Source organism: Yoonia sp. JB2-21 (assembly GCF_055693545.1).
The window spans coordinates 3,313,025-3,339,617 of sequence record NZ_JBVFUC010000001.1 but is presented as its reverse complement, the minus strand read 5'-3'; the positions used below and the strand labels follow the sequence as shown (position 1 = coordinate 3,339,617).

Sequence of the window (26,593 nt, the reverse complement as noted above, 5' to 3'; positions counted from 1 at the left end):
GGCACCACCGTGAGATCACGACTGACAACACGCATCCACATGATGCTGGAACGCGTCTTTCCGGAAAGACGTTTGTTTCTGCGATCTGATACTGAAACGCGTTTTATCAGACTAAAGCCCGAAACGCAGTTGGTGGCTTGGACCGGCAGCATCATTGTCGTTGCCTGGACCATTGTCGCGACCGCAATTTTGTTGATGGACAGCATTGGCGCAGGGAACTTCCGCGCCCAAGCACAGCGTGATCAACTGACCTATGAACAGCGCCTGAACGCTTTGTCGACCGAACGCGATGCGCGCGCGATGGAAGCCCTCGCCGCGCAAGAACGGTTCAATTCGGCATTGCGGCAAATTTCGATTATGCAGTCCGAACTGCTGGCCACCGAAGAAAAGCGGCGCGAGCTGGAAACCGGTCTCGAAGTTGTGCAAGCCACATTGCGCGACACGATGCGGGCCCGCGAAGAAGCCCGGCGCGAGGTCGCCGCCCTGTCCGCTGACGATGTGGACGAAGGCACAGCGTCCATCAGCGACGACGCCGCAGGCACTGTGGGCTTGCTTGCAACGGCGCTTGCAGACACGGCATCCGAACGCGACCAAATCGCAGCAGACGCGGAATTCGCGATTGATCAGGCGCAAGAGATGCAGCTTGAGTTGCGGCTTCTGCAAGAGCGCAACGACCAGATTTTCCGTCAACTTGAAGAGGCGATGCTGGTCTCGGTCGAACCTCTGGACGAAATGTTTCGCGCCGCGGGCATGAACCCTGACAACCTTATTGATCAGGTGCGCCGCGGCTACTCGGGCACCGGCGGGCCGTTGACACCGATCCAGTTTTCGACCCGTGGTGGGAATCCAGACCCTGATGCACTGCGCGCTAACGCGATCCTGACGGCGATGGACCGTATCAATCTGTATCGGATTGCGGCTGAAAAAGCGCCCTTCTCAATTCCGGTCAAGGCGAACTTCCGGTATACATCAGGCTTTGGCCCACGCTGGGGGCGGTTGCACGCCGGCACTGATTTTGCTGGGCCGATTGGCACGCCAATCTACGCGACAGCTGATGGTGTTGTGACACATGCGGGTTGGTCGTCGGGGTATGGCCGTCTGATCAAGATCCGTCATGAGTTTGGAATTGAGACAAGATACGCACACCTGAACGCAATGGATGTGTCCGTCGGGGAAAGAGTCTCGCGTGGCGAACGAATTGGTGCTATGGGGAATTCTGGTCGCTCGACTGGCCCCCACCTTCACTACGAGGTCCGTGTAAACGGCAACCCCGTCAACCCCATGACTTATATAAGAGCTGGACAAGATGTTTTCTAAATCCAAAATCAATGAGCCCGGACCGAAAGCGTCCGACGCTGATGCAAATAAAGCCGCCGACGCTGCCAAGGGCGGCGACAAGCCCACAGGCCCAAAAGCAAAGCCGTCTCCTTCTGTGCTGTCATCTGATCTGCTGATCACTGGTAACGTCAAAACCTCTGGCGATATCAAGATTGAAGGTCAGGTCGAAGGCGATATCCGTGCGCATATGCTGACCGTCGGCGACGGTGCGACCGTCAAAGGCGAAGTTGTTGCCGACGATGTTGTTGTCAACGGCCGGATCGTTGGCCGTGTTCGCGGCCTCAAGGTCCGCCTGACATCTACTGCGCGTGTTGAGGGTGACATCATCCACAAGACAATCGCAATAGAGTCCGGTGCGCATTTCGAAGGCTCTGTTCAGCGTCAGGATGATCCGCTGGCAACTGGCGCGAAAAAGATGCCAACGACAGAGCCGAAAGTTTGAACCTTTTGACATTGTCGTAATTGGGCGTCTCTCGGGGCGCCCTTTTTCGTTTCACTGTAATGCACGGCGGTACAGGTGCCAGGTCGCGTGACCCAGGATTGGCAAAACGGCGATCAGTCCCAAGAACCACGGCAAAAGTGCGAGCAACGACAGCACTGCAATGATCAACGCCCAAACCATCATCACCAGCAGGTTCGCCCGGACCGTTTTTATGCTGATCAGCATCGCAGTCACAAAATCCACTTCACGGTGAAGCACGAGCGGCAAGCTGACGACTGTCATTGAAAACAGCAAAAAGGCCAAAACCGCACCGACAATCAACTCAACCGCGATCATCATCAACCCGTTTGGTGTCAGAAACACGTCAAGGCTCTGACCTACATTCGTCATCGTCGACAGCCCCATAAACAAGGCGAAAATCATGTGGGCCAGAAAGGTCCAGAACAAAAAGTAGATAACGATAATCGCCCCCAGCCACGGCAACTGCCGCGTGCGCTCGTTCCAGACAATGCCCAAGACCTGGCGCCATTCCAGCGGTTCACCTTTCTCCATCCGGCGGCTCACTTCATAAAGACCGGCGGCGGCAAATGGTGCGATCAAGGGGAAACCCAGCGATGTCGCAAGGGTCCAGGTCACATGCCCGGCCCCAAGCCACAGCATCAAAAATCCGCCACCTACATAGACCGCACTAAAGAAGAGGCCAAACTGCGGGGCGCGGCGAAAGTCGCCAAGGCCGGCACGCAAGACGGCCGCAACATCCGAAAGGACCAAACGCTGCACCACTGGTTTGTCGCTTGCCTCAATCATCCTGATCCCTCCCCGCTGGCCTGATTATCGCACTACGAAACACCGAGTCCTTGCGTTGGATCAATAAGGGTGAGGCTGCGGAATGTTTGGGAGATGTTTGAACCCAGAGTATAAGGCAGGTCGCGTTCGGGCGGTTGTTCTGCGCAGCATCTGAAAAGACCAAAATAAGCGATGGGAAGGTCCGCAAACCGACATTCCCGCCCTACTCTGCGTTTGCCTCTGCGCGGCTTTTACCCGACACATCCATCGCCAAAGTCGCAGCCATCAAACCATCCAGATCACCGTCCAGGACGCCCTTGGTATCTGACGTCTCAAAGTTGGTGCGCAGATCCTTGACCATCTGATAGGGCTGCAAAACATAAGACCGGATCTGGTTACCCCAACCGGCATCGCCCGCATTCTCATGCGCTTCGTTGACAAGGGCCGAGCGCTTATCCAACTCGATCTGATACAAGCGCGACTTCAGGGCCTTCATGGCAATGTCGCGGTTCTGGTGCTGTGATTTCTCGGAGCTTGTGACGACGATACCCGTCGGCGCGTGCGTGATGCGCACGGCAGAGTCTGTCGTGTTCACGTGCTGTCCGCCCGCCCCCGACGACCGGTACGTATCAATCCGAATATCAGCGGGGTTCACCTCGATCTCGATGTTGTCATCAACGACCGGATAGACCTTGACGGATGTAAAGGACGTATGGCGCTTGGCAGCACTATCAAACGGCGAAATCCGCACCAGACGATGCACGCCGCTTTCAGACTTCAACCACCCATAGGCATTATGCCCGCTGATCTTGTAAGACGCGGATTTGATCCCGGCTTCATCACCGGCCTGTTCGGCCTGCAATTCGACCTTGTAGCCCTTCTTTTCGGCCCATCGCACATACATGCGTGCCAGCATATTGGCCCAGTCGCAGGACTCGGTCCCACCCGCCCCTGCGTTAATCTCAAGAAAAGTATCATTGCCGTCGGCCTCACCATCCAGCAACGCCTCAAGCTCTTTCTTGGCCGCCTTGTCTGCCAACTTGATAAGGGCCGCCTCGGCCTCTGCGACAACCTCGGCGTCTTCTTCCATCTCGCCCAATGCAATCAATTCGATATTGTCCGCAAGGTCCTGTTTGATGCTGTCATAGTTGCCCATCGCATCAACCAAGAGCTGACGTTCACGCATCAGTTTTTGTGCTGCCTCAGGATCGTCCCACAAAGTCGGATCTTCAACGCGGGCGTTGAATTCCTCCAACCGATGCGGGGCCGTTTCGCTGTCCATTCGCTGGGCAAGCAGAGCAAGCGACTTTTCAATCGCCTCTACAGTATTTTGTAATTCCGCGCGCATGGGGCTACCTGTCTTATGGTCGAGGATTCAGTGTTGGATGGTCTTAGCGCGCCACCCCGCGCGCCACAAGCGCATGGTCAGTAAAGACCACCCGAGGACAGCGTTCCAAAGGTTGCTTTCTCACCGACCGTCGCGGTTTCACCGGTCGATGTGGTGACCTGACGCTGCGTGCGCGGCACGTCATCAAAAAGCGGCAGATCAGCCCCCATGGCAAAGCCACCGTCGAACATGATGCCAAAAATAGGCTCTTCGCCGGGACGGAAACACTCACTGACGACATTGTCGCCAGAGGCACTGTTGGGCAGGCGCGCGCCGCTGAACCGGTCGATGTTGATAAACTGACAATCAGCAGGGGCGCGGAACGGGCCAGAGCCATATTTATCAATCGCTTCACGCATAAAGCTGTTGAAGACCGGTCCACAAAAACCACCACCCGAGGCACTACGACCAAGGCTGCGCGGCGTATCATACCCGATATAGCAACCAGCAACGATATTGGATGAGAAGCCAACGAACCATACATCCTTGGCGTCGTTTGTGGTACCCGTCTTGCCCGCGATCGGCACCGACAGGTTCACCGTACTGCTCGCCGTGCCGCGATCAACAACACCTTTCATCATAGAAGTCAGCTGATAAGCCGTGATCTCGTTCATGACCCGGTCACGGTTGGTAACGATGCGCGGTGCGTCACCTTCAGGAAGGTTTGTTTGATTACAATCCAGACAACTGCGCTGATCATGCCGATAAACGGTGTGACCATAACGATCCTGCACACGGTCGACCAAAGTCGGCTCTACCCGTTCGCCGCCATTGGCAAACATCGCGTAGGCCGCAACCATCTTGAACAGCGTGGTCTCATCCGAGCCCAGCGAGGCGGCCAGCACGCGGTTCATGTTTTCATACACACCAAAGCGTTCGGCGTAGCGACCCACAGTATCAATGCTGATTTCTTGGGCCAGACGTATGGTCATCAGGTTCCGCGACCGCTCGATCCCGGTTCGCATCGGTGTCGGGCCATAGAACTGGTTCGACGCATTGCGCGGACGCCATGTGCCCTGCGGCGTATTGATCGTAATCGGCGCATCCACAATAATCGTCGCGGGCGAATACCCACTATCGAGTGCGGCCGCATAAACAAACGGTTTGAAAGACGAACCGGGCTGACGCTGCGCCTGCGTCGCGCGGTTAAAGACGGAATGTTGATAGCTAAAGCCGCCCTGCATCGCGATCACGCGGCCTGTGTTGACGTCCATCGCCATAAAGCCGCCCTGCACTTCGGGCACCTGACGCAAGGACCAGCGCACAAAATTGCCCTCGTCATTCAGCAGACGGCGGACATGCACCACGTCCCCGGGGGTGAAGTTGTCAAAGAAATCACCCACCAACCAACGGATATCCTCGCGCGGCACCACGAAGGGTTCGGCGTCGGTTTCCTGCACACCTTCGATCCCAATAGTTAGCGTATTTTCAGCTACATCGCGAATAACCGCAGGGTACCATTGCCCGCCGAAATCCACATCACGCGCGACAGTCACGTTCGACAACGCAGCCCGCCACAGGCTTTCATCGCCCAAGGTCTCTTCCGGGATTGTCTTTTCTGTTCCGCGCCAGATGCCCTGATCGCGGTCATAACTCTCCAGCGCGCGCTGCAACGAATGGCGGGCGGTGACCTGCAATTCCTGATCGACCGTAGCCCGGATTGATAAACCGCCCGAGAAGAATTCCTCTTCTCCAAAGTTCTGGCTCAACTGGCGGCGAATTTCATCGGTGAAATAGTCCCGCTCTGGCAGGCTATCGCGGAAATCTTGGTAGTCTCCGCCCTGTACTGACAACAGCGGTGCATTACGTTCACCATCATACGTAGCTTGATCAATATAGCCGTTTTCAAACATTTCGCGCAGCGTGTTGTTACGCCAAAAGATCGCCGCATCACGATCCCGGACCGGGTGGCGATTACTGGGTGATTTGGGCAGTGACGCCAAATAGGCCGCCTCGCCCGCCGTGAGCTCAGTCAACGGTTTGTTGAAGTAGGTCAGCGCCGCTGCCGTTACACCAAAACTGTTCTGACCCAGAAAAATCTCGTTCAGATAGAGCTCTAGAATGCGCTCTTTCGACATCACGCCCTCAATACGCACCGACAAGATCAACTCTTTGATCTTACGCTCAATGCCTGCAACGCCGCTGCGCGACCCATCCAACAGGAAGTTCTTCATCACCTGCTGGGTGATTGTCGACGCACCGCGCAGGTTTTCTCCGCGTGACTGCACGGCATCAACGACGGCCGAAACCATTCCCATCGCATCAAAACCGGAATGCTCGTAAAAGTTCTTATCTTCCGCCGAAATAAACGCCTGCTTTACAATATCAGGGATCTCAGGGGCTGGCGTGAACAAACGCCGCTCGACAGCAAACTCATCAATAATCTGGCCTTCGCCAGAATAAATCCGGCTGATGGTTTTGGGCGTGTACTGCGACAGTGTTTCGTAGCTTGGCAAATCACGGCCATAGAGGAACAGCACACCGCCAATCCCCAGCGCCACCATGATCAGGCCAAGTGTCATCAGCGTGAAAAGACCGCCGAAAAATGAGATGATGAAACGAAACACGGAAAAACTGGCCCCAGCCTGGATTATTTAAGAACGGTATACGCGCCCAACGTGCCAGCGTCAAAAGGCCAAATGCCGCGTTCGGCCAGATGATGCCGCTTGGGTCGTCACTTTTTGATGAGGTCTTGCGCAGGGTATCACGACGCTCCATTCAGGCGGCATGCATGCAGAAGATGTCATTCCCACCTACGAACGTGTCGGCCAGATTTGGGCAAAGCGGCGCAATCGTAATCTGATGGAAAAACAGTGGCTTGATCGGTTCATGACCACAGCACCACGCAGCACGGGTGCGGTGCGCGTTCTGGATCTGGGCTGTGGATCAGGGCAACCGATGGCAACCTATCTGACCGAACGCGGCGCAAGGCTCACAGGTGTTGATGCGGCGAAAACAATGGTCGGTCTCTATGGCACAGCGCTGCCAAAGGCCGAAGTCGTGCAGGCCGACATGCGCGGCCTTGCCCTCGACCGCCAGTTTGACGCGATTTTAGCATGGAATAGCTTTTTCCATCTGTCAGCAGACGATCAGCGGCCCATGTTCGCGACCTTTGCCGCCCACGCCGCCCCGCGCGCGGCGCTCATGTTCACCTCAGGTCATATCGCCGGCGAAGCGATCGGATCTGTCGGTGATGCGCCGATTTATCATGCATCGCTTGACCCTGCAGAATACCGGGACCTGCTGACCGACGCTGGCTTCAAAATCCTGTACTACATCCCCGAAGACCCTGACTGCGGACAGCACACTGTTTGGCTCGCGCAATACCGTCCTTAGATTGCTGCGGTGATAGGTCGGAACAATCGTCCCAAAGGGCAAAAATGGACCCGCCTTTGTTCATTGGCCCACCAAGGCTGCTTCTAGAAAATCAAGCCGGTCTTGTCCAAAATACCAGGCGCCCGCATGAACATAGGTGGGTGATCCGAAGATACCCATGTCAATGGCACGGGTCGTGATGTCACTGGCACGCGCTTCTGTCTCAGGCAGGCCGGCCGCCTCTAGCAGCGCAGCAGCATCAAGGTTGATCTGAGTTAGAGCGACCTGAAGGTTGGCTGGCTCTGCGATGTTCAGGTCATACTTCCAGACGGCTGACAGAATGGCCTGCGTTACATGGGCCCGAGCGTCGCCTGACGCAGCAATTACACGGCATGCCAAGCCCATCGGCACCGGCCAGAAGGCAGGTGTCGTATTGATCGGGAGGCCAAACCTCTCTGCCCAACGGGCCATATCTGCCTTGCGGTGGCGCTGACGGACCTCTGGGTATTTCGCGGGCGGAAAAGATCCAGCCGCTGCAAACACTTGCGACATATCCAGCGGATGATAACGCACCACAGCCCCCGCCGCATCGGCGAGAGCCATAAAGCGCTGATGACCAAGATAGGCATATCCCGACATCGGCGCGAAATAGTAATCAATGGCCGGTTTACCCGGCATAGGGCAAACCTTCCTCGATCGGCAGGTTAGGGTCGCGCGACCACTCGTTCCAAGAGCCGAAATAGATGCGCACATCCTTAAAACCGGCTTCTTTCAGCGCAAGGAACGTGTTGGATGCGCGCGCGCCTTTGAAGCAATAGATATAGGTGGGCGTATCTGGTGTGATGCCGACGGTAGCGCATTCGGCCAAAACCTCTTCAGCGGACTTCATGACAGGACCATCCGCACCGGGCTTCATCATGCGATACCATTCAATCCATTTTGCGCCGGGGATGCGGCCCTTGCGCGGGCAGAAATCCACGCCATAGGGTGAAGAGCTGGTCGCCACCCATTCATCAACGTCGCGGACATCCAACAGCGCGATAACGGGCGACCCAAGCGCCGCTTTCATGTCATCAACGGTCAACATCAGGCTGGCCGAGGCAGGATCAACGGGGAAGGTTGCAGGTTCAGGCATGCTGGCTTTTGTCGACACCACCATACCCGCGGCCTCCCAGGCGGCCATACCACCGTGCAGCACTTTGATTGACGGATAACCCAGATAGCTCAGCAAAAAATATCCACGGCAGGACTGACCAAACCCCGTGTTCATCGACTGTTCGTAGATCACAGCGGTCTTGGATCCATCAAGTCCGGCAGATCCAAAAGCTTCGGCGAACTTCTCCGTCACCGCGGCCATACCATCCGCGTCTGATGTCGCAAGAAATGTGAAGATGTCATGCAGGTTCACGGCATCAGGAATATGTCCTGCGGCAAAGGCCTCGGGGGCGCGCGTGTCAATGATGACCGCATCAGATAGTGCAGGGAGTTCTTCTGGAGATATGAGAACGGAGGTCATGAATATTCCTTTCATATGGGAGTTTCAGTCAACAGGCAGTTCAGCGAGCATTTTTCTGAGTTGTTTTGTGGCGGGGGTCACGACCGCGATAAAGTAGCTCTCGCGCAACCGTCGTTGGGCAGCACCCTGGCTGACAAAACCGCGCGCACCGCAATGGAGCATGGCAAAATGTGCCGCATCGACCGCAGCCTCACCACCGCGCAAGCGAGCCGCAATAACACGGCGGAAAAACGGGATCGACGTATCGTAGGGTGTCTGCGCGAGGTTCATGACTTCGGCCTCAAGCTCAGCCAGCAACATCGCAAAGTCTTCGGGCTGCTTTTCGAGGTATTTATTCACGTGACCCAGCTGGTCCTTGACCTGCTCCATCAACTTGATGGAGGAGCGGATCATACCCAACGCCATACCGCATTGCATCAGGACAAAGCCCGGGCGAATGCGCCGCAGATAATCATCAATTGGATCAGCCAGAACAAAGGTATCTTCGATCAAGGCATCGCGGAATTGCACCGCACGGGTCGCCGTGCCCGCCATCGACATAAAGTCATGGTCAAGAACGGTTTTGACACCCGGCTGATCACCACGCGCCACTGCCATGATATTCTTGGTTGTCTCGCCCTCTGTCACCGAGAAAACGATGCCAAAATATCCATCTTGGCCAACGTTGGACACCCAAGGCAGCGCCCCACGCACAGTGTAGCCACCGGCGACGCGCGTTCCCTTCAGGCGCATCTTTTCGATACCAAAGAAGGTTTTCATCGGGTTTGACAGACCGGTACCGCCAAGCACCCTGCCGCTTGCCACCTTTGGTAACAGGGTCGCTTTCAAGGTCTCATTCTCGGAGGAGGCGACATACCATGCCAGCGCATTCTGGCACCACATACAAAACGCAGTAGAGATGCATTCCTCGCCGCTGCGCGCGATTGCCTCAATCGTGGCGCCCATGTCCAGCGCTTCGGACTGCACATGGGCACCATACGCGCCAGCCGCACCCAAAGCGCGCATGATCTCTTCGGGGTAAAGCCCCGCGTCAATCTCGCGCGCCAAAGGCATCAGTTGTTTTGAGGCCACCGCATCTACGCGGGTCAGCATGGCCAAGGGATCAGCGATCTTTTCCTGTAGGGTCATTGCGATGTCCTTATGCTTGATATGGGTCAGACGCTTTCGGCAACCATGTTCACCGGGCGCGAGAAGGTGTTGAACACCGGCGAATATTTGATGACATGGGCGACAAGCGCGTCGATCTCTGATTGGGCCGTATCTTCACACGCCATATCGACCTTGATGCGGACATCTGTGAAACCAATTGGCTTGGCGTCGTTCAGGTCGCCTGTGCCCCAAACGGCGGTGATGTTAAGGTCGCCTTCCAGCTGCAATTCAAGCTTGGTAACGGTCAGCCCCTTGTGAACTGCGTTGGCATGCAGGCCGACAGCAACGCAGCTGCCCAATGCGGCCAAAGAGGCCTCTGACGGATTTGGCGCAGTGTCATCGCCCAAAAGACCTGGTGGCTCGTCGACGATGTAGGGCTCCAGATTGCGGATATAGTTGGCGTGACGAAACTTGCCCTCGGCTACGGTTTTACACTTGAGCGTCTTGATGACCTCTGGGTTGGCCTTGCCGGTCTCGATCAGCGAATTGAGCCCCTCTTTGTCGATTGGCGCAAGGCAGCCAGTCATTGCGGTTACAGGTTCAGACATTTGGTTTCCTCCATTGATGTCAGGTTGAACGGGTCCAGTTGAGGCGACTGATCGCCTTCTGGCAGATAGAGATCGAGCGCAAAGCCGATCACGCCAATCACCACGACAGTGGCCGACAGCCGGTCGTAGTCCAGCGTGTCGCGCGCATCGTTGATCGCGTAGCCCAGCCCAGAGGTGACACCCAGATATTCAGCCGGCACCAGCACGACCCACGCCACCCCAAGCGCCAGACGCACCCCGGTCAGAATATCCGTAGCGACCGCAGGTAAAATCACGGTTTGCAGCATATGGCGGCGGCTGGCCCCCAGATTGCGCGCCACCTTGATCCAGGCAGGATCAATGCGTCGCACACCTGCGGCGGTCGCAAACAGAATGGGCCAGACCGCCGCGACAGCAATCAGGAAAACGATCGCGCCATCCCATGTGTCAAACGCCATAACGGCAATTGGCATCCAACTCAGAGGTGAGATCATGCGCAGAAACTGAAAGGGAATATTTGTAATCTCACGCAGGTGCGCGACGCGACCAACCAGAATGCCCATTGGCACGCCAATGACAGCGGCAATCAACATACCCAGCCCAACACGGTAAAGCGACGGACCCGCCATCTCGAGCACCTCGCCAGAACCGATCATGTCCCAAAGGCGCATCAGCGTCGGGCCGGGTGCAAAGCTCGAGAACGCAAACAAATCTGGACTGTTCGCCACCAGTCTGCCGCCGATCCACCACAGCGACAGCAGCAGCCCCATACCCACCACCGCGTTTAAAAGACCGCGAAAGCGACCAAAGGAAAACGCCGGGAACGCGCTGACAGGATCGGCTTGGGCGGTCATAGCTTCAACACCTCCTCGCGCACAAAGGGATCGCCGGGGTTGACGGACGGATCGTTCAGCCAGCTTGGGTTTGCGTCCAAGGCGTTTTTGACGAAGGTATAATCAACCAGATCTTCGGCGACGAAATCGGGATCAAGCCCCGCCAGAAAAGTTGTATCGCCAGAGACAACCGTCTCGGTCATTGCCTCAACGATAAGACGCGTGGCGCTTGGATAGGGCCATGGCTGAAAGTCGATACGGCCGTTCTGAAATTCGGCCTGATTCTGGATTGCACCACTGTCGAGATAGCCCTGATCCTGCTCATAAAGCGTCATCGCCCGGGTGACGACCTGCTCCGGCGCGGGCAGATACCCCTCACCGTCTTTAGACAGAAGAGCTGCGACCTCCACCTTATTCTGGCTGGCATAAATCGCACCCTTTACGACTGCGTTCATGACCTTTTGTGTCCATTCGGGCTTTGCCGTTGTGACCTGCTCATTCATGCAGACCACACAACAGGGGTGGTTCTTCCAGATGTCACCGGTAAAACGCAGCATCCGCGCGCCCGCACGCAGTTCGCCCAAAGCATTGAACGGCTCTGCGACGATATAGGCATCAACCTTTCGCGCCGCGAGCGCCGGCGGCATATCCGGAGGCGGCAAAACTTGAAGATTGCACTCATCCGCTGCAAGTGGCGCACCTTGTGGTTTGATCACCGGTTTGATGCCCGAGGCACGCAGCGCATATTGCAGAACGATGTTGTGCATCGAGTACCAAAACGGCACCGCTACTTGCTTGCCACCAAGCCCTGAAAAATCAGCAATGTCAGTATGTCCGCCAACAACCAGAGCCGAGCCATTGGTATGCGCCCAAGCCATTATTTTTACGGGAAAGTCATTGTTGTAACGCATCCAAACCGGGATCGGCTTGAGAAAATGCACAAGGTTGAACTTGTTCGACGTAAACCCCTCAATCAACGGTGCCCAGCCCCGGATCAGTGTGGGGCGTTCGGCGTCAAGACCTTCATCGGCGAAAAAGCCTTTGGCATGAGCCACCAAAAGCGGCGTGGCGTCCGTGATCGGAAGGTATCCAATACGCACAACATCATCATCTTGCGCCTGCGCCATTTGCGGCAGGCTGCCGGCCAACATTGCCGCCAGGCCGCCCCTTGCCAGTGTATCCAACGTGCGTCTTTTGTCGTGGTCCAGCGCGTCAACGCCGTCATGTCCGCAACATGCGGCGTGTAGATCCTGACTGTCCTGTGTCATGTGATGGCCCCTATGTGATCCGGCCGCTGAAGGCCTGTGTATATGTCGTTGAGACGCGCCAGCTCAGCGTGGAATTCCGGCGCTGCCGCATGGCGTTGGTCAGCGCCAAGTGCGATAACGGTATCCGCCTCAATTACGCCCGACCCGGACTTTAAAAACACCGCCCGGTCGGCCATCAGCACAGCCTCCGAGACATCATGCGTCACCAAAACCAAGGTCAGGCCAAGCCGCTTTGCAATGGCGCGCACATCAGTTTGCATGGCTTGGCGCGTGAACATGTCGAGCGCTGAAAACGGCTCGTCAAGCAACAGCAGTTCCGGGCTGGGGGCCAGCGAACGGGCCAGTGCCACGCGCTGTTGCTGCCCGCCGGACAGATCCTGCACATTCCGGTCCGCAAAGGCGGCAAGATCAACCAAATCAAGCACTTCAGCGACTCGCGCTGCATTGTCTTGGCCAGCATAGCGCAGGCCAAGCCCTGCATTCTGCGCCACACTCATCCATGGGAAAAGCGATGGTGCCTGAAACATCATCACCCATCTTGGGCTTGGGCCGTTGACCCGCGTCCCGCGGATATGCACGGCGCCCGCGCTTGGCGTGATCAGCCCGGCAATAATATGCAGCAGGGTCGACTTGCCCGATCCCGACCGTCCGATCAGGGCCAAAACCTCACCGGGCTCCACGTCCAGATCAATGCCACAGAGCACCGGTCCGTCGCCGGCCTTGTAGGTGTGGCAAACACCGGCGATGCGCAAATCCGCCTGCGCCAAAGCCGGCGCGGGTTGTGCATCTCTAGGATCAGGTGGACGCGGATACATCGGGTGACTACCAGCTGTTATAGCCAAGAAATTTGCCAGACATCTCGACCTTGACCCGATCACCCTTTGGGTTCTCGACACGCGTTATGGACATATCGAAGTCAATCGCTGACATGATGCCGTCGCCAAATTTCTCTTGGATGAGATCCTTCAGCGTCGGGCCATATACACCGACGATTTCGTAAAAACGGTAGATACAAGGGTCTGTCGGAACGGCCTGCGCCCAAATCTTGGTCGGGCTTTCCGCCAAGACGCTTTCGGCCTCTTGTGGCAGTCCCATGACCTTTGTCATCAAGGCCGCCTTTTCGGGCGGAAAGGCATTCATGCCCATCGCCGCAGAGTGGGTCCAGACAGGTGACATATCGATTTTCCCGGCGATCTCTTCCCAGGTCATGCCGGCCGTCCTCTTGGCCGACAGGATCATTGCGGTCACATCCTCTTTGGTGAGCATCTCAGTCATCGACTTTGTCCTTTCTGTCGTGTCTTTTCATCTTCGGGGCAGCCCCCGGTTAGACCGCGCGCAACGGCGCGGTATCGTCAGTGCTTTTGTCTGGTGCCATGTTGTCGATCCGAACTGAAATCGGGCGTCTTGCGCTGTTTTCCTGCCCCGCCATCTCGGCAGAACGCTGGCCCAGGAACTGCACCAGATGGTTACGGATCGCGTAATAGTTGGGATGCTCCACAATGCGCGTCCTGTGGCGCGGACGTGGAATTGTGATCTCGACACTTTCGGCAACGTGCGCCATCGGGCCGTTGGTCATCAGCAGGATGCGGTCGGCCAGAAGGATCGCCTCATCAATGTCATGGGTGATCATGAACACCGTTTGATCGGTCCCGCTCCACACTTTGATCAACTCGTCTTGGATCGTGCCGCGCGTCAGTGCATCAAGCGCACCGAAAGGTTCATCCAGTAACAGCAATTTTGGCTCATTGGCGAAGGCGCGCGCGATCGAAACCCGCTGGCGCATCCCACCAGACAGCTGACTTGGCTTTCGGTGGATCGCATCGCCCTCCAACCCAACCTTTGCCAAAAAGCTGGTGGAATGCTCAATCACGCGGTCCTTGCGCCAATCCGGGAAACGCGCGGCAACGCCGAATGTGACGTTTTTCAAAGCGGTGAGCCATGGCAGCAAAGAATAGTTCTGAAACACCACCCCCCGATCAAGCGACGGGCCAGACACCGCAAACCCGTCCATCTTGACCACACCAGAGGTTGGATCTGACAGCCCTGCGAGGATGTTCATAATCGTGGATTTGCCGCAGCCAGAATGTCCAAGAATGCAGACAAACTCACCCTTCTCGATCCCGAAACTCGCATTTTCAAAGACGGTGAACGCGCCGCCGGCCCCGTCGGGATAACGCTGTGTCAGCAATTCGATACTTAGAAATGGTGTCGACATTCCGGTCCCCTATTCTTCGTAGGCAACGGCGCGTTGCAGCAGGCCGAACATTGAGTCCAACAGCATGCCCACGACGCCGATCATGAGGATAGAGAAGATCACCGAGGTCAGATCGAGGTTGTTCCACTCGTTCCAGACGTAGTAGCCAATGCCAGTCCCCCCGACGAGCATCTCTGCCGCAACGATCACAAGCCATGCAATCCCGATGGAAATGCGCATGCCAGTTACAATTGTTGGGGCGGCGGCAGGCAAGATCACAGTGAACGCTGTTTTCAGCGCACCCAACTCGTGTGTGCGGGCCACATTGACCCAGTCTTCGCGTACGGCCGCGACGCCGAACGCCGTGTTCAGAAGCATCGGCCAGATCGAGCAGATAAAGATCACGAAAATCGCACTCGCCTCGCTGTCTTGGATGATGAACAAGGCAAGCGGCATCCACGCAAGGGGCGAGATAGGACGCAAAACCTGAATGAAGGGATTTAATGTTTTGTAAGCGACCGAAGACATGCCAATCAAAAAACCAAGAGGTATGGCAATCAATGCGGCAAGCGCATAGCCCGTCAGAACCCGGTAAATCGAATAACCGATCTGAATGCCGATGCCCTTATCATTGGGACCTGCATCATAGAACGGGTTCGACAACTGCTCCCATGCTTTGGCAAGGACCTGGCTTGGTGGGGGCACACCCGCCTTCGGCTGCCCCCCACCGGTCAGCAATTCGTATTCCGTCAGTTCCCCGGCGGCTTTTTGCGCCGGAATGACCGCCTCCCAGATCAAGCAGCCAATCACAAGGATCAACACCGACAGGATAGCGGCCCTTTGGGTTTCGGACAGACCTGTCATCATTGCTTGATCGCAAAGCTATCGACGTAAGCCTCCGGCGTCTCCGGATCAAAGGTCTTACCCATAATGACATGTGACTTGTAAGAGGTCTCGGGCGCATCATAGCCCAGATCGGTCATGACTTTGCGCGCATCCGAGGCAAGGTAGACCTGCTCGGCCACGGCCTTATAATCCACATCCCCCTCAAGATAGCCCCAACGCTTCATCTGCGTCAGGATCCACACCCCCATAGAGTGCCAGGGGAAAGGATCGAAATCGATACGGTCAGGCACGCGCTGCACCTCACCCAAACCATCAGCATAGGTCCCGGTGAGCACTTGCTGCACAACGGTCACCGGCTGATTGAGATAGTTGGTCGGAGAGATCGCTTCGGCGATTTCCACCCTGTTCTCGGCAGCAGAGGCATAAGCCGTCGCATCAATAATCGACTTAAGAAGCGCGCCGTAGGTATTTGGCAATTCGGTCGCGAAAGACAATGGCGCAGCAAATGCACAGCATGGATGACCTTCCCAGATCTCTTTTGTCAGAATATGAATGAAACCGATGCCCTCATAGACGGCACGCTGATTGAAAGGATCCGGCGAAAGATACCCGTCAAGGTTACCAGCACGCAGATTGGCGACCATCTCAGGCGGTGGAACCACGCGGATCTGGATATCGACATCCGGGTCGAGACCAAATTCCGCTACATAGTAGCGCAGCAAAAAGTTGTGCATCGAATATTCAAACGGCACACCGAAAGTGAAGCCTTTCCACTGCTTCGGGTCGCGCTTGTCGAGGTGTTCGTTGGACAAAACAATCGCCTGCCCGTTGATGTTCTCAACGGCGGGCATAATGTAGGGTTCGGCCACAGACCCTGCCCCCAGCGTCATTGCAAGCGGCATGGGCGTCAGCATGTGAGATGCATCATATTCACCAGAGAGAGATTTGTCCCGGGCGACGGCCCAACCCGCAGTTTTGATCACCTGCGCGTTCAATCCATAGCGTTCGTAAAAACCCAGCGGCCGCGCCATGATGATTGGGGTGGCACATGTGATCGGCACAAACCCGATGTTCAGATCGGTCTTCTCGGGTGGTCCAAGATCATCAAGGACTGCGGCTTTGGCCTGATCCAGCGGGAAAACAGACGCCAACGCAGCCGCTGCGGTCGTACCACCAACCATTCCCATAAAGGACCGGCGACCGACATCGCTATGGCCAAAGATCGCACGGACGATTGCACTTTCAACAGCAGTCTCCAGCATGTCCTCGCGCGACATCGGTGCCCCGGCTTGTTCGCGCTTCGCAGTCTGACACGGCTCACAGGGACACCCCGCGCCATGGCGCAAATCGCTATCTTTCGAAAATGGGTTTCCTAGGCTTTTGATTGTCATTTACTTCACCCCTGTTGTCGCTGACGACAAGGTTGCCGCATCGCAGCGTCCGGATGTAGGGGGCGTTGACACTGCCTTAATTTTAATAACCTTCTGTAAATGTTGCATATTTTTTCAGCGCCACTTACGGAAAATCGTAATTTACGACTTTCCGTATTCGTGTGAACGCGTGCGGATCAGTTACAAGGGATTATGATTCCGTTTGCGACCGCCCGCCTGCACATCGCATCCAACCCTTTGCCCGCCTTGCAGATAACGCTTGGCTCAGGCCAGCTATGCGACTGGAATGAACAAGCGGAAAAGCTTTTCGGCCAAGCCGCACTCACCCGGCGTGATATTGCGGACATCCTGACCAGCCCCGCGCCCGACTTCGCTGTATTTCTGGAAGCCGTGCAGCACTATGGGCGCTATATTGATGCCTTTTTGGAATTTCACACCGAAGCCGGTGCATCATTGCGGCTGCAAACCTTCGGGACGCGGGTGCCGGACAGTGACCAGATCATGCTCTCCTTTCTTGATCTCGACACCCAGAGCGCCCGCAACGCATTTTACGAAGAACAGGCCCACCACCGCGAAGGGTTGCTGCATTGGCAACGGATCTACGGTTTCTTCAAAGAGCTTGAAGCCAACAATCACCTGATCCTCGAAGCAGCTGGCGAAGGGATCTACGGGATCAACGCCGAAGGCAAAGCGACATTCATGAACCGCGCTGCACAAGAGATGTTGGGCTGGGAAGCGGATGATCTGATCGGACGCAATCTGCATGAGATTATCCACCACACCCATCTTGATGGCTCGCACTTCCCTTCGCACACCTGCCCCATCTACGACACGTTCCGGCGCGACAAGACGATGCGGGTGGATGATGATGCCTTTTGGCGCAAGGATGGTCGGCCAATTCTGGTCGAATATGTCTCAACGCCAATTTATGATCATGGGGTGCTTGCTGGTGCGGTGATCATCTTTCGTGATGTCACCGAGCGTCGCGAGAATGAAAAGAAGCTCCGCGAAGCGCTCGCGGAAGTGGAAAAACTAAGAGGCGAGCTGGAGCAGGAAAACGCCTATCTACTCACCGAAATTCAGGGCGCACGGTCACGATCAGGGCTGATCGGGACCTCACCACCCACGCGCAACCTCGAAGCGCAGATCGCACTGGTGGCTGACACGCAGACCAATGTTCTGGTCTCTGGCCCGGCAGGCTCTGGTAAAACGCTGGTGGTAGAGGCTGTGCACGAAGGAAGTGCCCGGCAAAAGCGTCCCCTGATCCGCGTCAATTGCTCGGACCTATCCGCTAATCACATCGCTCAGGACTTTTTCGGCTACCGCAAGGGCGCATTTCCAGGCGCCATGCGCGACACGGTTGGGAAAATTGCTTTGGCTGCCAAAGGCACCCTGCATCTGGATGAGGTCAGCGACCTGCCGCGCGACTTTCAGGCACAGCTTTTGGACGTTATCCACAGTGGCAGCTATCGCCGCATCGGCGATGACCGGCCCGTTGATGTCTCTCTTCGGATCATCTCGACCACAACCCGCGACCTCGCCGCAGAGGTTCAGGCCGGGCGGTTCCGCCAAGACCTGTTCTTTGCGCTCAACGTCTTTCCGATGCGTTGCGAACCACTCAAAGATCGCCCGCAGGACATCCCTCATCTTGCCCAGTATTTTCTGGATGACGCGATAAAGCGGCTGAAGCTACCTGCGGTCAAATTGTCCAAAGCCAACGTCAGTGCATTGCAACAGCATAATTGGCCCGGCAATCTTCGCGAATTGAACAATGTCATTGAACGGGCCGCGATCCTTTCGCGGGGGGCAAGCTGAGTTTTGAGTTCCAGAACGCCACGACAACCTCCTCTGATGCGATATTGACCCAGCAAGACCTGAAAGCGCTTGAACGAGAGAACTTGATACGCTGTATGCGCCGCGCGGGGGGAAAGGTTTCTGGCGTGCGCGGGGCCGCAAAGCTTCTCGGACTTCCCGCCACAACGGTCTATTCACGCCTGAAAGCCTTAAACATCGCCGAAAGTGAATGGAACGCCGCTTAACCGGCCTGTCGGTTTTCCCCGCAACCGGAACTGCGCCGCAATATGGCTCTGCATTCGGGCAGTGGTCTGCCTCACACAGTCCACTGATTGCGAACTTCAAGGGGGCTGGACCAGCAATGGTCTCATCCATCGCGTCATGGCCAGCCTAAAACAGCGCCCGAGTGTCCGGCTGACCAGTATCACGGATGTCGATTGATGAGGCGTCAAAGGCTGAACCCAACCTGTCCGAAATAAAAGTGTCTCCCAAGTTGTCAGCGCGTTCTAGTCAGATGCATCAGGGACAAGAATGGTTGAACCAATCGTCTTGCGGCCCTCAACTAGCTCGTGCGCCCGCTGGGCATCAGATAGTTTCATGACAGTCGTTTGTGGCTTCTTGATCAAGCCAACAGCGACTGCTTTGAACAGGCGTTCTACACCGCGCTGATACTCGGTTGGGTCCGACGTGTAATGCGCAATGGAAGGACGGGTCAGATAGAGCGATCCACGACGAGCCAGATCGCCAACATTGACCTTGGGAGGAGGACCCGACGATGCTCCAAAGCTGACGAGGGTGCCACGCGGTCGCAAGCAATCCAAAGACGCCTCAAAGGTATGCTGACCAACGGAATCGTAGACCACATGCGCGCCACCAGAAAGCGCATGCACCTTTGAACTTAATGCAGGATCGTTGGAAAGCAGTACATGATTGCATCCATTTCCCTGCGCTTGCTCAATTTTGTTCTCAGATCCGACGACCCCAACGACCATTGCACCAAGGGCTTGAAGCCACTGGCAAGCAATGGAACCAACGCCGCCAGCTGCCGCATGGACGACAACAACGTGTTCTGATTGAACCGCAAAGCATCGATGGATCAGATACTCAGCAGTCATTCCTTTGAAAATCAGTGCAGCAGCTGTGTGGTCGTCTATCGTGTCGGGTAGTTTGACCACCCGAGACACTGGAATGTTTCTTTTGAGCGCGTAAGCACCCGGCGGACCTCCGACATAAGCAACGCGGTCTCCAGCAGTGAATGTTGTGCTGTGCACGCCGACAGCTTCGACGATACCGACGCCTTCAACGCCGATGGCAGACGGGAGCTTAAGGGATGGATCAGCGCCACGGCGTTGATAAATGTCGAGGAAATTCACGCCTATCGCTGTGTGTCGTAGCTGAATGTCATCCGGTCCCGGCGGGTCTAGCTCCGTCGATTGAAACTGAAGGACGTCTGGGCCGCCATGTGTTTGGTATCGGAACGCTCTTGTTGTTTGGCTCATCGGGTTTTCCTTTTGGTTAAGATGGCCGCATAGCCGTGCATGTGGATACGCCATCCAAAACCAATCAGACGGCGGATCCGGTGGCGTCGCTCAGGATCCGACCCACGTTTGAAACAACAGGCCCGAGGCAAGTGATCCCGACAGGGCAAGCGCAACATACAAGACGAATACGGAACGCTTGGCGAGCGCCCAGACAGCGATAGCTGCAGGCAATGACGTAACCCCGCCTGCAACGAGGAATGCCAAACCCGCACCCGGTGCCATTCCCTGTTCCACGAGACCAGAAACCAACGGAAGCGCCGCATAGCCGTTCAAATATGCCGGTACGCCAACCAAAGTGGCCGTCAAGATCGAGCCGACGCCATTTCCGCCAACCGCCTGGGCGACAAAATCGGCAGGTACAAAGGCGATCATCAGGGATTCCAGCACAAAGGCCAGCGTCAGCCACTTGGCAAGGAAAAGTGTCGTTGAGACGGACTCGCGCATGAATTTTGCGCGCCGGGCGTCCTCACGCCAAAACACCCACACCGGTGGCTTTGGATCGCGAATGTTGGAGGCACCACAGCCGCCATTGCCAACACCATCGCGCAACGGATCGGCGAATGCCCCGAACCGAGTGAGCGCCAGCGTCACATAGCCCCCCATGACCCCCAATCCGATGGCCGCAATCGTCTTTGCAATTGCGAACTCATAGCCAAGCACTCCGACGGTCAAGGCGAACATAGATGGGTCGATCACCGGTGAGGCGAGCCAAAATGCCATGACCGCCGACAGCGGAACACGCATCGCCAAAAGCGCGGCAATCAAAGGAATGACCCCGCACGAACAAAATGGTGACAAGCCACCGACCGCTGCCGCAACCAGGATCATCAATGCAGGTGCCCCGGCAAACGCCCGTGCGATCAGGCCATCGGCGCCTGTCGCGCTCGCATATGCGGCAACCCCGATTGACAGAAGAAGATATGGACTCGTCCCCAAGAGCGCCCGCGTTGTGAAGCCAAGGCTGGCCATGCCCTGCGCCGGATCAAAGAGAGTTAAAGCAACCAAAATAACGGCTGTGAAGAGCCAAACACGGTGGTCAGACCAAAGGCTACGGGCAAGCGTTGTTCCCCGCCAGATTGGAGATTGTGTTGTATCCGTCATGTCTACATATCCAGTTTTGTAGTTATTTTAGGTCAAAAGAAAGGGTGAACGTCTGTCATGCCGCATCACTTCGAACGAGAGACACCCCCATACAACACTCAGCGGTTAAAAAAGACAGGGCCGCAGTCATGGCTGCGAAATCCGCGCGGTTTACCACCTCTCGCCCCCTGCGTTCTTGAGATACAAGGTCCGCGGACACAAGTGCACGAAGGTGATGCGAAAGCGTCGATAACGGTAAACCCGTATGGGCAGCAATGTCCCCAATGATCATCCCGTCATTCCCTGCTCGTACCAGCAGGCGAAACACATCAAGGCGGGCTTCGTGACCCAGGGCGGCGAGCGCATAAGTGGTTTTAGCAGAATCATTCATTCCATCTACATAACTAGATATATAGTTATTATCAAGACCCCATTGGTTTCGCTGAAGTCAGTCCTAATCTAAAGGGGTATGAGCAAGCTGTCTCAAACGACGCTTCATATGACGCGGTTTGACCAACAAAGCAAACGTGCGCCGAACGTGAGACGAAGTGCCTATTTGCTTCCCAAACAAGCGTTGGGCCGGATCATCACCGCTGCGCGCGGCGCCCCATAGATTTCACACCGCTGCTCATCACCGCAAAAAATAACCCGCATTTCCCCTATCGGGCCAATAGCGCGACAGTGTCCCGGATTGCTCGCGCGATCTGCGCACGGCCCTCTCCCGTCGCCAAAACAGCCCGATCTTGGGCGTTCGACAAAAACCCGACCTCGATCAACACACTTGGAAAATCCGCAGCCGTCAGGACCGCAAACTGTCCCTCCCTGCGCGGTCGCACATTCAAACGCACACCCTCGGCGCGCATTGATGCCACCAGAGCATCGGCAAACCGACGGCCCGCTGGGCCCGTCTCCGCCCGCGCCAAATCCATCAGTGCCGTCGCCACGCGATCACCGGCCGCGTTCAGATCGACACCGGCAAGCAAATCACCGCGTTCATGGCGTTCAACAATCCGGCGCGCAGCCGCCGAACCCCCACCTTCGGACAGGGTGTAAACCGATGCGCCCTGCGCTTCATCTTCTTCCAAAGCATCCGCATGGAGCGAGATAAACAAATCCGCCCCAACTTGCCGCGCAATCGTCATCCGCGCAGAGAGCGGCACAAAGGTATCCGCGTCACGCGTCAATACGGCACGCACCCCGTCCAAATTATTGAGCAGAACAGCCGTTTCAGCGGCCATCACCAACATCAGATCGGCCTCTTTGATCCCACCTTGGTTGGCTCCGGGATCAATACCGCCGTGACCCGGATCAATGACAACGACAAAGTCCTCGCTCTCCGACAATCGGGCGGCTTCGCGCGGATCAAACCCCGTTACAATCTCCCAGCCCGGATCAGGTGGCGCGCCGGCACTGGCCGCGAACTCTTCGGCGGTTGTACGCTCCAGCACAATGCTCAGATCGGCACCTTCGGGGGCGGCGACCATGCCTGCCTGCGCCACCACCAAGGGCTCCGCCAGATCAATCACCATCCGCGACCATCCGGGGCGCAACGGACCAACACGTACGTCCGTCGCGCGATCACCGGACAGAATATTCTGCGGCTCAATCGCACCGAAGGTCACGCCTTCGAAATCCACAACCAAACGGCGCGGCTCATCAAGCGCAAACACCCGGTAAGGTGTAATCTGGCTGAGCCCGACATCCACTTCCAGCGTCCACCAACCGTCGCGGACGGCCGTGCGATCTGGATCAACCGACACCTGGGCTGCGGCCAGAGTGGCGGTAAAAATAAATGCCAACACCCAACGGATCATACCTGACGGTCCTGCATAAAGCGAGCCAATCGGTCCAACCCTTCGGTGATGTCCGCAATGGAACGCGCATATGAAAACCGCAGCCAGTGGTGACCGCGCGTTGCATCAAAATCAAGACCGGGGGTCACAGCGACACCCGCATGCTCAAGGATTTCGGCGGCAAAACCCAGCGCGTCATCCGTATAGGCCGACACATCCACATAGACGTAAAACGCACCATCCGGCGGGGCAAACCGGGTCAGGCCAGCGGCCTTCAGCCCCGCAATCATCAAGTCACGGTTGGCTTTGTAGACACGCTTGTTGGTCTCCAACTCATCGCCGCAATCCATCGCGTGCAATGCCAACCGCTGGGCCGCGTGCGGCGCGCAGATAAACATATTCTGGGCCAACCGTTCGACCTGTCGCACGTGATCTTCAGGCACTATCATCCACCCCACACGCCATCCCGTCATCGAGAAATACTTTGAGAAAGAGTTCACAACATAGACATCATCAGTGACCTGCAGCGCACTCACCGGCGGTGCGTCATAGTCAATCCCATGATAAATCTCATCCGAGATCAACGCCGCCCCCTGCGCCTGACAGGCCGCCGCTAACGCGGCCAGACCTTCGCGGTCCAGCATCGTGCCTGTGGGGTTCGCAGGTGAGGCCACAATCAGGCCATCCAAACGATGTGTGGCAACATCAGCAGGCAAAGGCTGGAACCGCTGGGCCAATGAAGTGGGGATATCCACAGGGCTCAGACCAACAGCACGCAATATCTGGCGGTAGGATGGATAGCACGGCGTCCCCAACCCGACCCGCGCGTCATTGTCGAACAGGGCTGAAAATGCCAACAAAAACGCGCCTGACGCCCCGCTTGTGATAACGACACGCGCGGGATCAAGCGTGACCCCGTACCAGTCCGCATAATGCTGCGCGATCCGCTCTTTCAGCTCTGGCAGGCCCAAAGCAACGGTATAGCCCAAAGGGTCCGCCATATCGGCGATCAGTTTGGCCTTCGCGGCCTCAGGCGCGCCGGTACCGGGCTGGCCCACTTCCATGTGGATGATGTGACGGCCAGCCGCCTCTGCCTTGCGGGCGGCTTCCATCACGTCCATGACAATGAACGGATCTACATCACCTCGGTTCGATAAACGCATCGCCTGCCCTTTTGATTTGCCATCTGTTTGCCCATCGCACCGCAGAGCGTCAATGGGCAAGCGCGGCTCCTTCGTGATTGGACGCGACGCAATGCCGCACTAGCTGTGCTAACAAGGCCATCAACAGCTCAGGAGTATTCAGATGCAGACCCGCCGCAAGTTTCTTACCAATGCCGCCGCCGTATCAGGCATCACACTGCTGCCGTACAAACTCAGTGCCGCTGGGCACGGCGCTGACGCCTTCGCGTCTGACACAGGCGAGGTGATCGTCACACCAAAAAATCACGCGTCATTCGTCATGCAGACCCCGGCTGGAACCATATATGTGGATCCGGTTGGCGAAGCGGACATGTACAGCGACATGCCGCCCGCAGACATGATCCTGATCACCCATGAACATGGCGATCACTTTAATGCCGGTACCCTTGCCGGGATCATGGGCGAAAACACGATCATGATCACAAATCCCGGCGTCTATGACATGCTGCCTGCTGACATGCAGGCCGTAGCGAGCGCGATCGCAAATGGCGAAACGGCAAATGCCGGCGGCGTCTCGATCGAGGCGATCCCAGCCTATAATTTGACCCAAGAGCGTTTGAACTTCCACCCAGAAGGGCGCGACAACGGATATGTCGTGACCGTGGATGGGCTGCGGGTCTATATTTCTGGTGACACCGAAGATATTCCCGAAATGCGCGCCCTCGAAAACATCGATCTGGCCTTTGTTTGCATGAACCTGCCCTTCACGATGGACGCAGCAGCAGCGGCATCAGCAGTTGCTGAATTTGCACCAACTTACGTCTACCCCTACCACTACCGCGGGCGCGACAATGGCACACAAGACCCCGCAGAATTTGCAGCGATGGTCGAAGGCGACATCGAAGTGAAGATGGGGGCCTGGTACGGCTAAGGTCGAAAGGGATAACCGATCAGCATGGGGCGGCGCAATTTAGCGCCCACGTGCGATCGGTGCTCTGCCACGCAGGCGCAAAAGCGCAAACAAAGTTGCGCCAAGCAAGACCCCACAGAGCACAAATTTTGACATCGTTTCCATTGTGCCTTCGATCAGAACGGCATGAACAACGGTGCCTACCACGATCACAACAGCCAACACCAAATGCGCCATGCGCCACACACGCCAACGCAACCGGTAACGCAGCACTGCCAAGGCTGCCGATGCAAACACTGCCCACATGGCAATTACACCCCAAAGCGAAAATGGCGTCGGTGACACAAAAAGAAGTGCATCGACCACATCGGGCGGACTGGTCATCCAAAGCGCCGCAACATGCACGATCACCAAAAGAACCAGTGCGAACCCGACAAGTCTGTGCATGTGGCGACCTTTGGTGCGCTCGATACCCGGCACGGAACCCATGGCCAGCAAGGGCTGAAACGACATCAGCACCATTGCAATAATACCGGCAAAGCCGGCTACAATATAGATGGGCTCACGCCAAGCCAACAAAGGACTGATAGCCGCCAGCACAAGCGGGACAACGGCCACCAGGGCGAGCATTGTCCATATCAGGGCCATACGTGTCCGGCTCATTTGCGACGGAGTTCTCAGGGCTATGAAGGCTGCAAAACAAAATGCGCTTCGAGACTCGTATCATTGGCACTTGCCATCACCGGACGCAGGAACACGGACTCAAACGCGTCATCGTCATAGGCAAGATGCCCGTGAGGTTGTCCAAAGGCGGGAACGATCTGCGGCATCTCAAGCCGAAACACACCATTGTCGTCCGTAAGCGTCGCGCCGTGACTGTGCGCATCGCGTTCATGCCCCTCGGTCGTATGCGCCCAAATCTGAATGCGTTGCCCTGGCAGCGGCGCACCATCGCCCGCGCGGCGGACAGTGCCTGTCATCCAGAATCCTCCGCCCCCAATACGCTCAACAATCGGCGCACCGGGGCGGTAATTATTGGCACCGCCGCGCATCGTCGGCGTTGGTGCGAGTGTCTGCGCCTGCGCCGGCGCAACCAAACCAAATGGTGCAACAAGGGCGGCAGACCCGCTTGAGGCCAGAAGTGTCCGACGTGTCAAAAATCTCGAGATCATGCGCGTGTCTCCCATCAGTCTGCAAACCGCCGCAGAACGCCGTTACTTTCGTCGGCAAGACCTGCTATACATATTGCAGTATAGCGCTTTCGCGACGTCGCCCCAATATACACTGGGCAATCTGTCTGGGCCACCGACACAAATGATCGTGATATCGGCACATCTAAGA

The 26,593-nt window shown here is 56.6% G+C and carries 28 protein-coding genes; 7 read left to right on the top strand and 21 right to left on the bottom strand.

Features of this window, described 5'->3' with window-relative positions:
- Positions 1-9 precede the first annotated feature (9 nt).
- Positions 10-1,317 (top strand): DUF5930 domain-containing protein, encoded by a 1,308-nt coding sequence (locus ACZ1G5_RS16860; RefSeq protein WP_472733945.1) that lies wholly within the window; start codon positions 10-12, stop codon positions 1,315-1,317.
- The gene (locus ACZ1G5_RS16855) at positions 1,307-1,780 is read left to right on the top strand and encodes a bactofilin family protein (protein ID WP_472733944.1); all 474 of its coding nucleotides are present in this window, start codon (positions 1,307-1,309) and stop codon (positions 1,778-1,780) included. Before ACZ1G5_RS16860 ends, ACZ1G5_RS16855 begins: the two co-directional genes overlap by 11 nt.
- Positions 1,781-1,831: 51 nt before the next feature.
- Here ACZ1G5_RS16855 and ACZ1G5_RS16850 read toward each other — a convergent pair whose 3' ends face one another.
- The 3 genes from ACZ1G5_RS16850 to ACZ1G5_RS16840 form a co-directional block, all read right to left on the bottom strand.
- Complete coding sequence (locus ACZ1G5_RS16850; protein WP_472733943.1) at positions 1,832-2,587, bottom strand: DUF2189 domain-containing protein; 756 nt, start codon at positions 2,585-2,587, stop codon at positions 1,832-1,834.
- Between the two features lie 202 nt (positions 2,588-2,789).
- Positions 2,790-3,914, bottom strand: a complete 1,125-nt coding sequence (gene prfB, locus ACZ1G5_RS16845; protein WP_472733942.1) for a peptide chain release factor 2 — start codon at positions 3,912-3,914, stop codon at positions 2,790-2,792.
- A 77-nt stretch (positions 3,915-3,991) separates the two neighbouring features.
- Positions 3,992-6,520, bottom strand: coding sequence for a penicillin-binding protein 1A (locus tag ACZ1G5_RS16840; RefSeq protein ID WP_472733941.1), 2,529 nt, complete (start codon positions 6,518-6,520; stop codon positions 3,992-3,994).
- Positions 6,521-6,680: 160 nt separating this feature from the next.
- Here ACZ1G5_RS16840 and ACZ1G5_RS16835 point away from each other — a divergent pair, with 160 nt between their 5' ends.
- Complete coding sequence (locus ACZ1G5_RS16835) at positions 6,681-7,289, top strand: class I SAM-dependent methyltransferase (protein ID WP_472733940.1); 609 nt, start codon at positions 6,681-6,683, stop codon at positions 7,287-7,289.
- A gap of 60 nt (positions 7,290-7,349) precedes the next feature.
- Here the strand turns inward: ACZ1G5_RS16835 and ACZ1G5_RS16830 are convergent, their stop codons facing one another.
- Genes ACZ1G5_RS16830 through ACZ1G5_RS16780 form a run of 11 tightly spaced genes read right to left on the bottom strand, consistent with a single transcriptional unit; the run spans position 7,350 to position 16,992 of the window.
- The gene (locus ACZ1G5_RS16830) at positions 7,350-7,946 is read right to left on the bottom strand and encodes a DsbA family protein (RefSeq protein ID WP_472733939.1); all 597 of its coding nucleotides are present in this window, start codon (positions 7,944-7,946) and stop codon (positions 7,350-7,352) included.
- On the bottom strand, positions 7,936-8,784 hold the full coding sequence (locus tag ACZ1G5_RS16825) for a sulfurtransferase (protein ID WP_472733938.1): 849 nt from the start codon (positions 8,782-8,784) through the stop codon (positions 7,936-7,938). Before ACZ1G5_RS16825 ends, ACZ1G5_RS16830 begins: the two co-directional genes overlap by 11 nt.
- 24 nt (positions 8,785-8,808) lie before the next feature.
- A complete protein-coding gene (locus ACZ1G5_RS16820; RefSeq protein WP_472733937.1) occupies positions 8,809-9,912 on the bottom strand; it encodes an acyl-CoA dehydrogenase family protein in 1,104 nt (367 codons plus the stop codon).
- A 26-nt stretch (positions 9,913-9,938) separates the two neighbouring features.
- Positions 9,939-10,481, bottom strand: coding sequence for an OsmC family protein (locus ACZ1G5_RS16815; protein WP_472733936.1), 543 nt, complete (start codon positions 10,479-10,481; stop codon positions 9,939-9,941).
- On the bottom strand, positions 10,466-11,314 hold the full coding sequence (locus ACZ1G5_RS16810; RefSeq protein WP_472733935.1) for an ABC transporter permease: 849 nt from the start codon (positions 11,312-11,314) through the stop codon (positions 10,466-10,468). The genes ACZ1G5_RS16815 and ACZ1G5_RS16810 overlap by 16 nt, the downstream gene beginning before the upstream one ends.
- A complete protein-coding gene (locus tag ACZ1G5_RS16805) occupies positions 11,311-12,561 on the bottom strand; it encodes an ABC transporter substrate-binding protein (RefSeq protein WP_472733934.1) in 1,251 nt (416 codons plus the stop codon). The genes ACZ1G5_RS16810 and ACZ1G5_RS16805 overlap by 4 nt, the downstream gene beginning before the upstream one ends.
- Complete coding sequence (locus ACZ1G5_RS16800) at positions 12,558-13,403, bottom strand: ABC transporter ATP-binding protein (protein WP_472733933.1); 846 nt, start codon at positions 13,401-13,403, stop codon at positions 12,558-12,560. The genes ACZ1G5_RS16805 and ACZ1G5_RS16800 overlap by 4 nt, the downstream gene beginning before the upstream one ends.
- Entirely contained in the window at positions 13,384-13,836 is a 453-nt protein-coding gene (cynS, locus tag ACZ1G5_RS16795; RefSeq protein WP_472733932.1) for a cyanase, read from the bottom strand. Before cynS ends, ACZ1G5_RS16800 begins: the two co-directional genes overlap by 20 nt.
- Before the next feature lie 49 nt (positions 13,837-13,885).
- The gene (locus ACZ1G5_RS16790; protein WP_472733931.1) at positions 13,886-14,776 is read right to left on the bottom strand and encodes an ABC transporter ATP-binding protein; all 891 of its coding nucleotides are present in this window, start codon (positions 14,774-14,776) and stop codon (positions 13,886-13,888) included.
- A 9-nt stretch (positions 14,777-14,785) separates the two neighbouring features.
- Entirely contained in the window at positions 14,786-15,622 is an 837-nt protein-coding gene (ntrB, locus tag ACZ1G5_RS16785; protein WP_472733930.1) for a nitrate ABC transporter permease, read from the bottom strand.
- Positions 15,619-16,992: a CmpA/NrtA family ABC transporter substrate-binding protein gene (locus ACZ1G5_RS16780; RefSeq protein ID WP_472733929.1), complete on the bottom strand. Its 1,374-nt coding sequence runs from the start codon at positions 16,990-16,992 to the stop codon at positions 15,619-15,621. Before ACZ1G5_RS16780 ends, ntrB begins: the two co-directional genes overlap by 4 nt.
- Before the next feature lie 192 nt (positions 16,993-17,184).
- Here ACZ1G5_RS16780 and ACZ1G5_RS16775 point away from each other — a divergent pair, with 192 nt between their 5' ends.
- The 3 genes from ACZ1G5_RS16775 to ACZ1G5_RS16765 all read left to right on the top strand — a co-directional run bounded on the left by ACZ1G5_RS16775 (position 17,185) and on the right by ACZ1G5_RS16765 (position 19,180).
- Positions 17,185-18,807, top strand: coding sequence for a sigma 54-interacting transcriptional regulator (locus ACZ1G5_RS16775; RefSeq protein WP_472733928.1), 1,623 nt, complete (start codon positions 17,185-17,187; stop codon positions 18,805-18,807).
- A 95-nt stretch (positions 18,808-18,902) separates the two neighbouring features.
- Positions 18,903-19,031, top strand: a complete 129-nt coding sequence (locus ACZ1G5_RS16770) for a hypothetical protein (protein ID WP_472733927.1) — start codon at positions 18,903-18,905, stop codon at positions 19,029-19,031.
- Positions 19,016-19,180: a hypothetical protein gene (locus ACZ1G5_RS16765; RefSeq protein WP_472733926.1), complete on the top strand. Its 165-nt coding sequence runs from the start codon at positions 19,016-19,018 to the stop codon at positions 19,178-19,180. Before ACZ1G5_RS16770 ends, ACZ1G5_RS16765 begins: the two co-directional genes overlap by 16 nt.
- Positions 19,181-19,292: 112 nt before the next feature.
- Here the strand turns inward: ACZ1G5_RS16765 and ACZ1G5_RS16760 are convergent, their stop codons facing one another.
- From ACZ1G5_RS16760 to ACZ1G5_RS16740, 5 genes are all read right to left on the bottom strand, one after another.
- On the bottom strand, positions 19,293-20,285 hold the full coding sequence (locus ACZ1G5_RS16760) for a quinone oxidoreductase family protein (RefSeq protein ID WP_472733925.1): 993 nt from the start codon (positions 20,283-20,285) through the stop codon (positions 19,293-19,295).
- A 90-nt stretch (positions 20,286-20,375) separates the two neighbouring features.
- A complete protein-coding gene (locus ACZ1G5_RS16755; protein WP_472733924.1) occupies positions 20,376-21,428 on the bottom strand; it encodes a permease in 1,053 nt (350 codons plus the stop codon).
- Positions 21,429-21,483: 55 nt separating this feature from the next.
- On the bottom strand, positions 21,484-21,798 hold the full coding sequence (locus ACZ1G5_RS16750; RefSeq protein ID WP_472733923.1) for an ArsR/SmtB family transcription factor: 315 nt from the start codon (positions 21,796-21,798) through the stop codon (positions 21,484-21,486).
- Positions 21,799-22,066: 268 nt separating this feature from the next.
- Complete coding sequence (locus tag ACZ1G5_RS16745) at positions 22,067-23,221, bottom strand: N-acetylmuramoyl-L-alanine amidase (protein WP_472733922.1); 1,155 nt, start codon at positions 23,219-23,221, stop codon at positions 22,067-22,069.
- Positions 23,218-24,363, bottom strand: a complete 1,146-nt coding sequence (locus ACZ1G5_RS16740) for a pyridoxal phosphate-dependent aminotransferase (RefSeq protein ID WP_472734364.1) — start codon at positions 24,361-24,363, stop codon at positions 23,218-23,220. Before ACZ1G5_RS16740 ends, ACZ1G5_RS16745 begins: the two co-directional genes overlap by 4 nt.
- A gap of 142 nt (positions 24,364-24,505) precedes the next feature.
- Between ACZ1G5_RS16740 and ACZ1G5_RS16735 the strand changes: the two genes are divergently transcribed.
- Entirely contained in the window at positions 24,506-25,273 is a 768-nt protein-coding gene (locus tag ACZ1G5_RS16735; protein WP_472733921.1) for an MBL fold metallo-hydrolase, read from the top strand.
- Positions 25,274-25,312: 39 nt separating this feature from the next.
- Here the strand turns inward: ACZ1G5_RS16735 and ACZ1G5_RS16730 are convergent, their stop codons facing one another.
- Positions 25,313-25,915, bottom strand: coding sequence for a ferric reductase-like transmembrane domain-containing protein (locus ACZ1G5_RS16730; protein ID WP_472733920.1), 603 nt, complete (start codon positions 25,913-25,915; stop codon positions 25,313-25,315).
- A 20-nt stretch (positions 25,916-25,935) separates the two neighbouring features.
- Positions 25,936-26,424: a twin-arginine translocation pathway signal gene (locus tag ACZ1G5_RS16725; RefSeq protein ID WP_472733919.1), complete on the bottom strand. Its 489-nt coding sequence runs from the start codon at positions 26,422-26,424 to the stop codon at positions 25,936-25,938.
- Positions 26,425-26,593 lie beyond the last annotated feature (169 nt).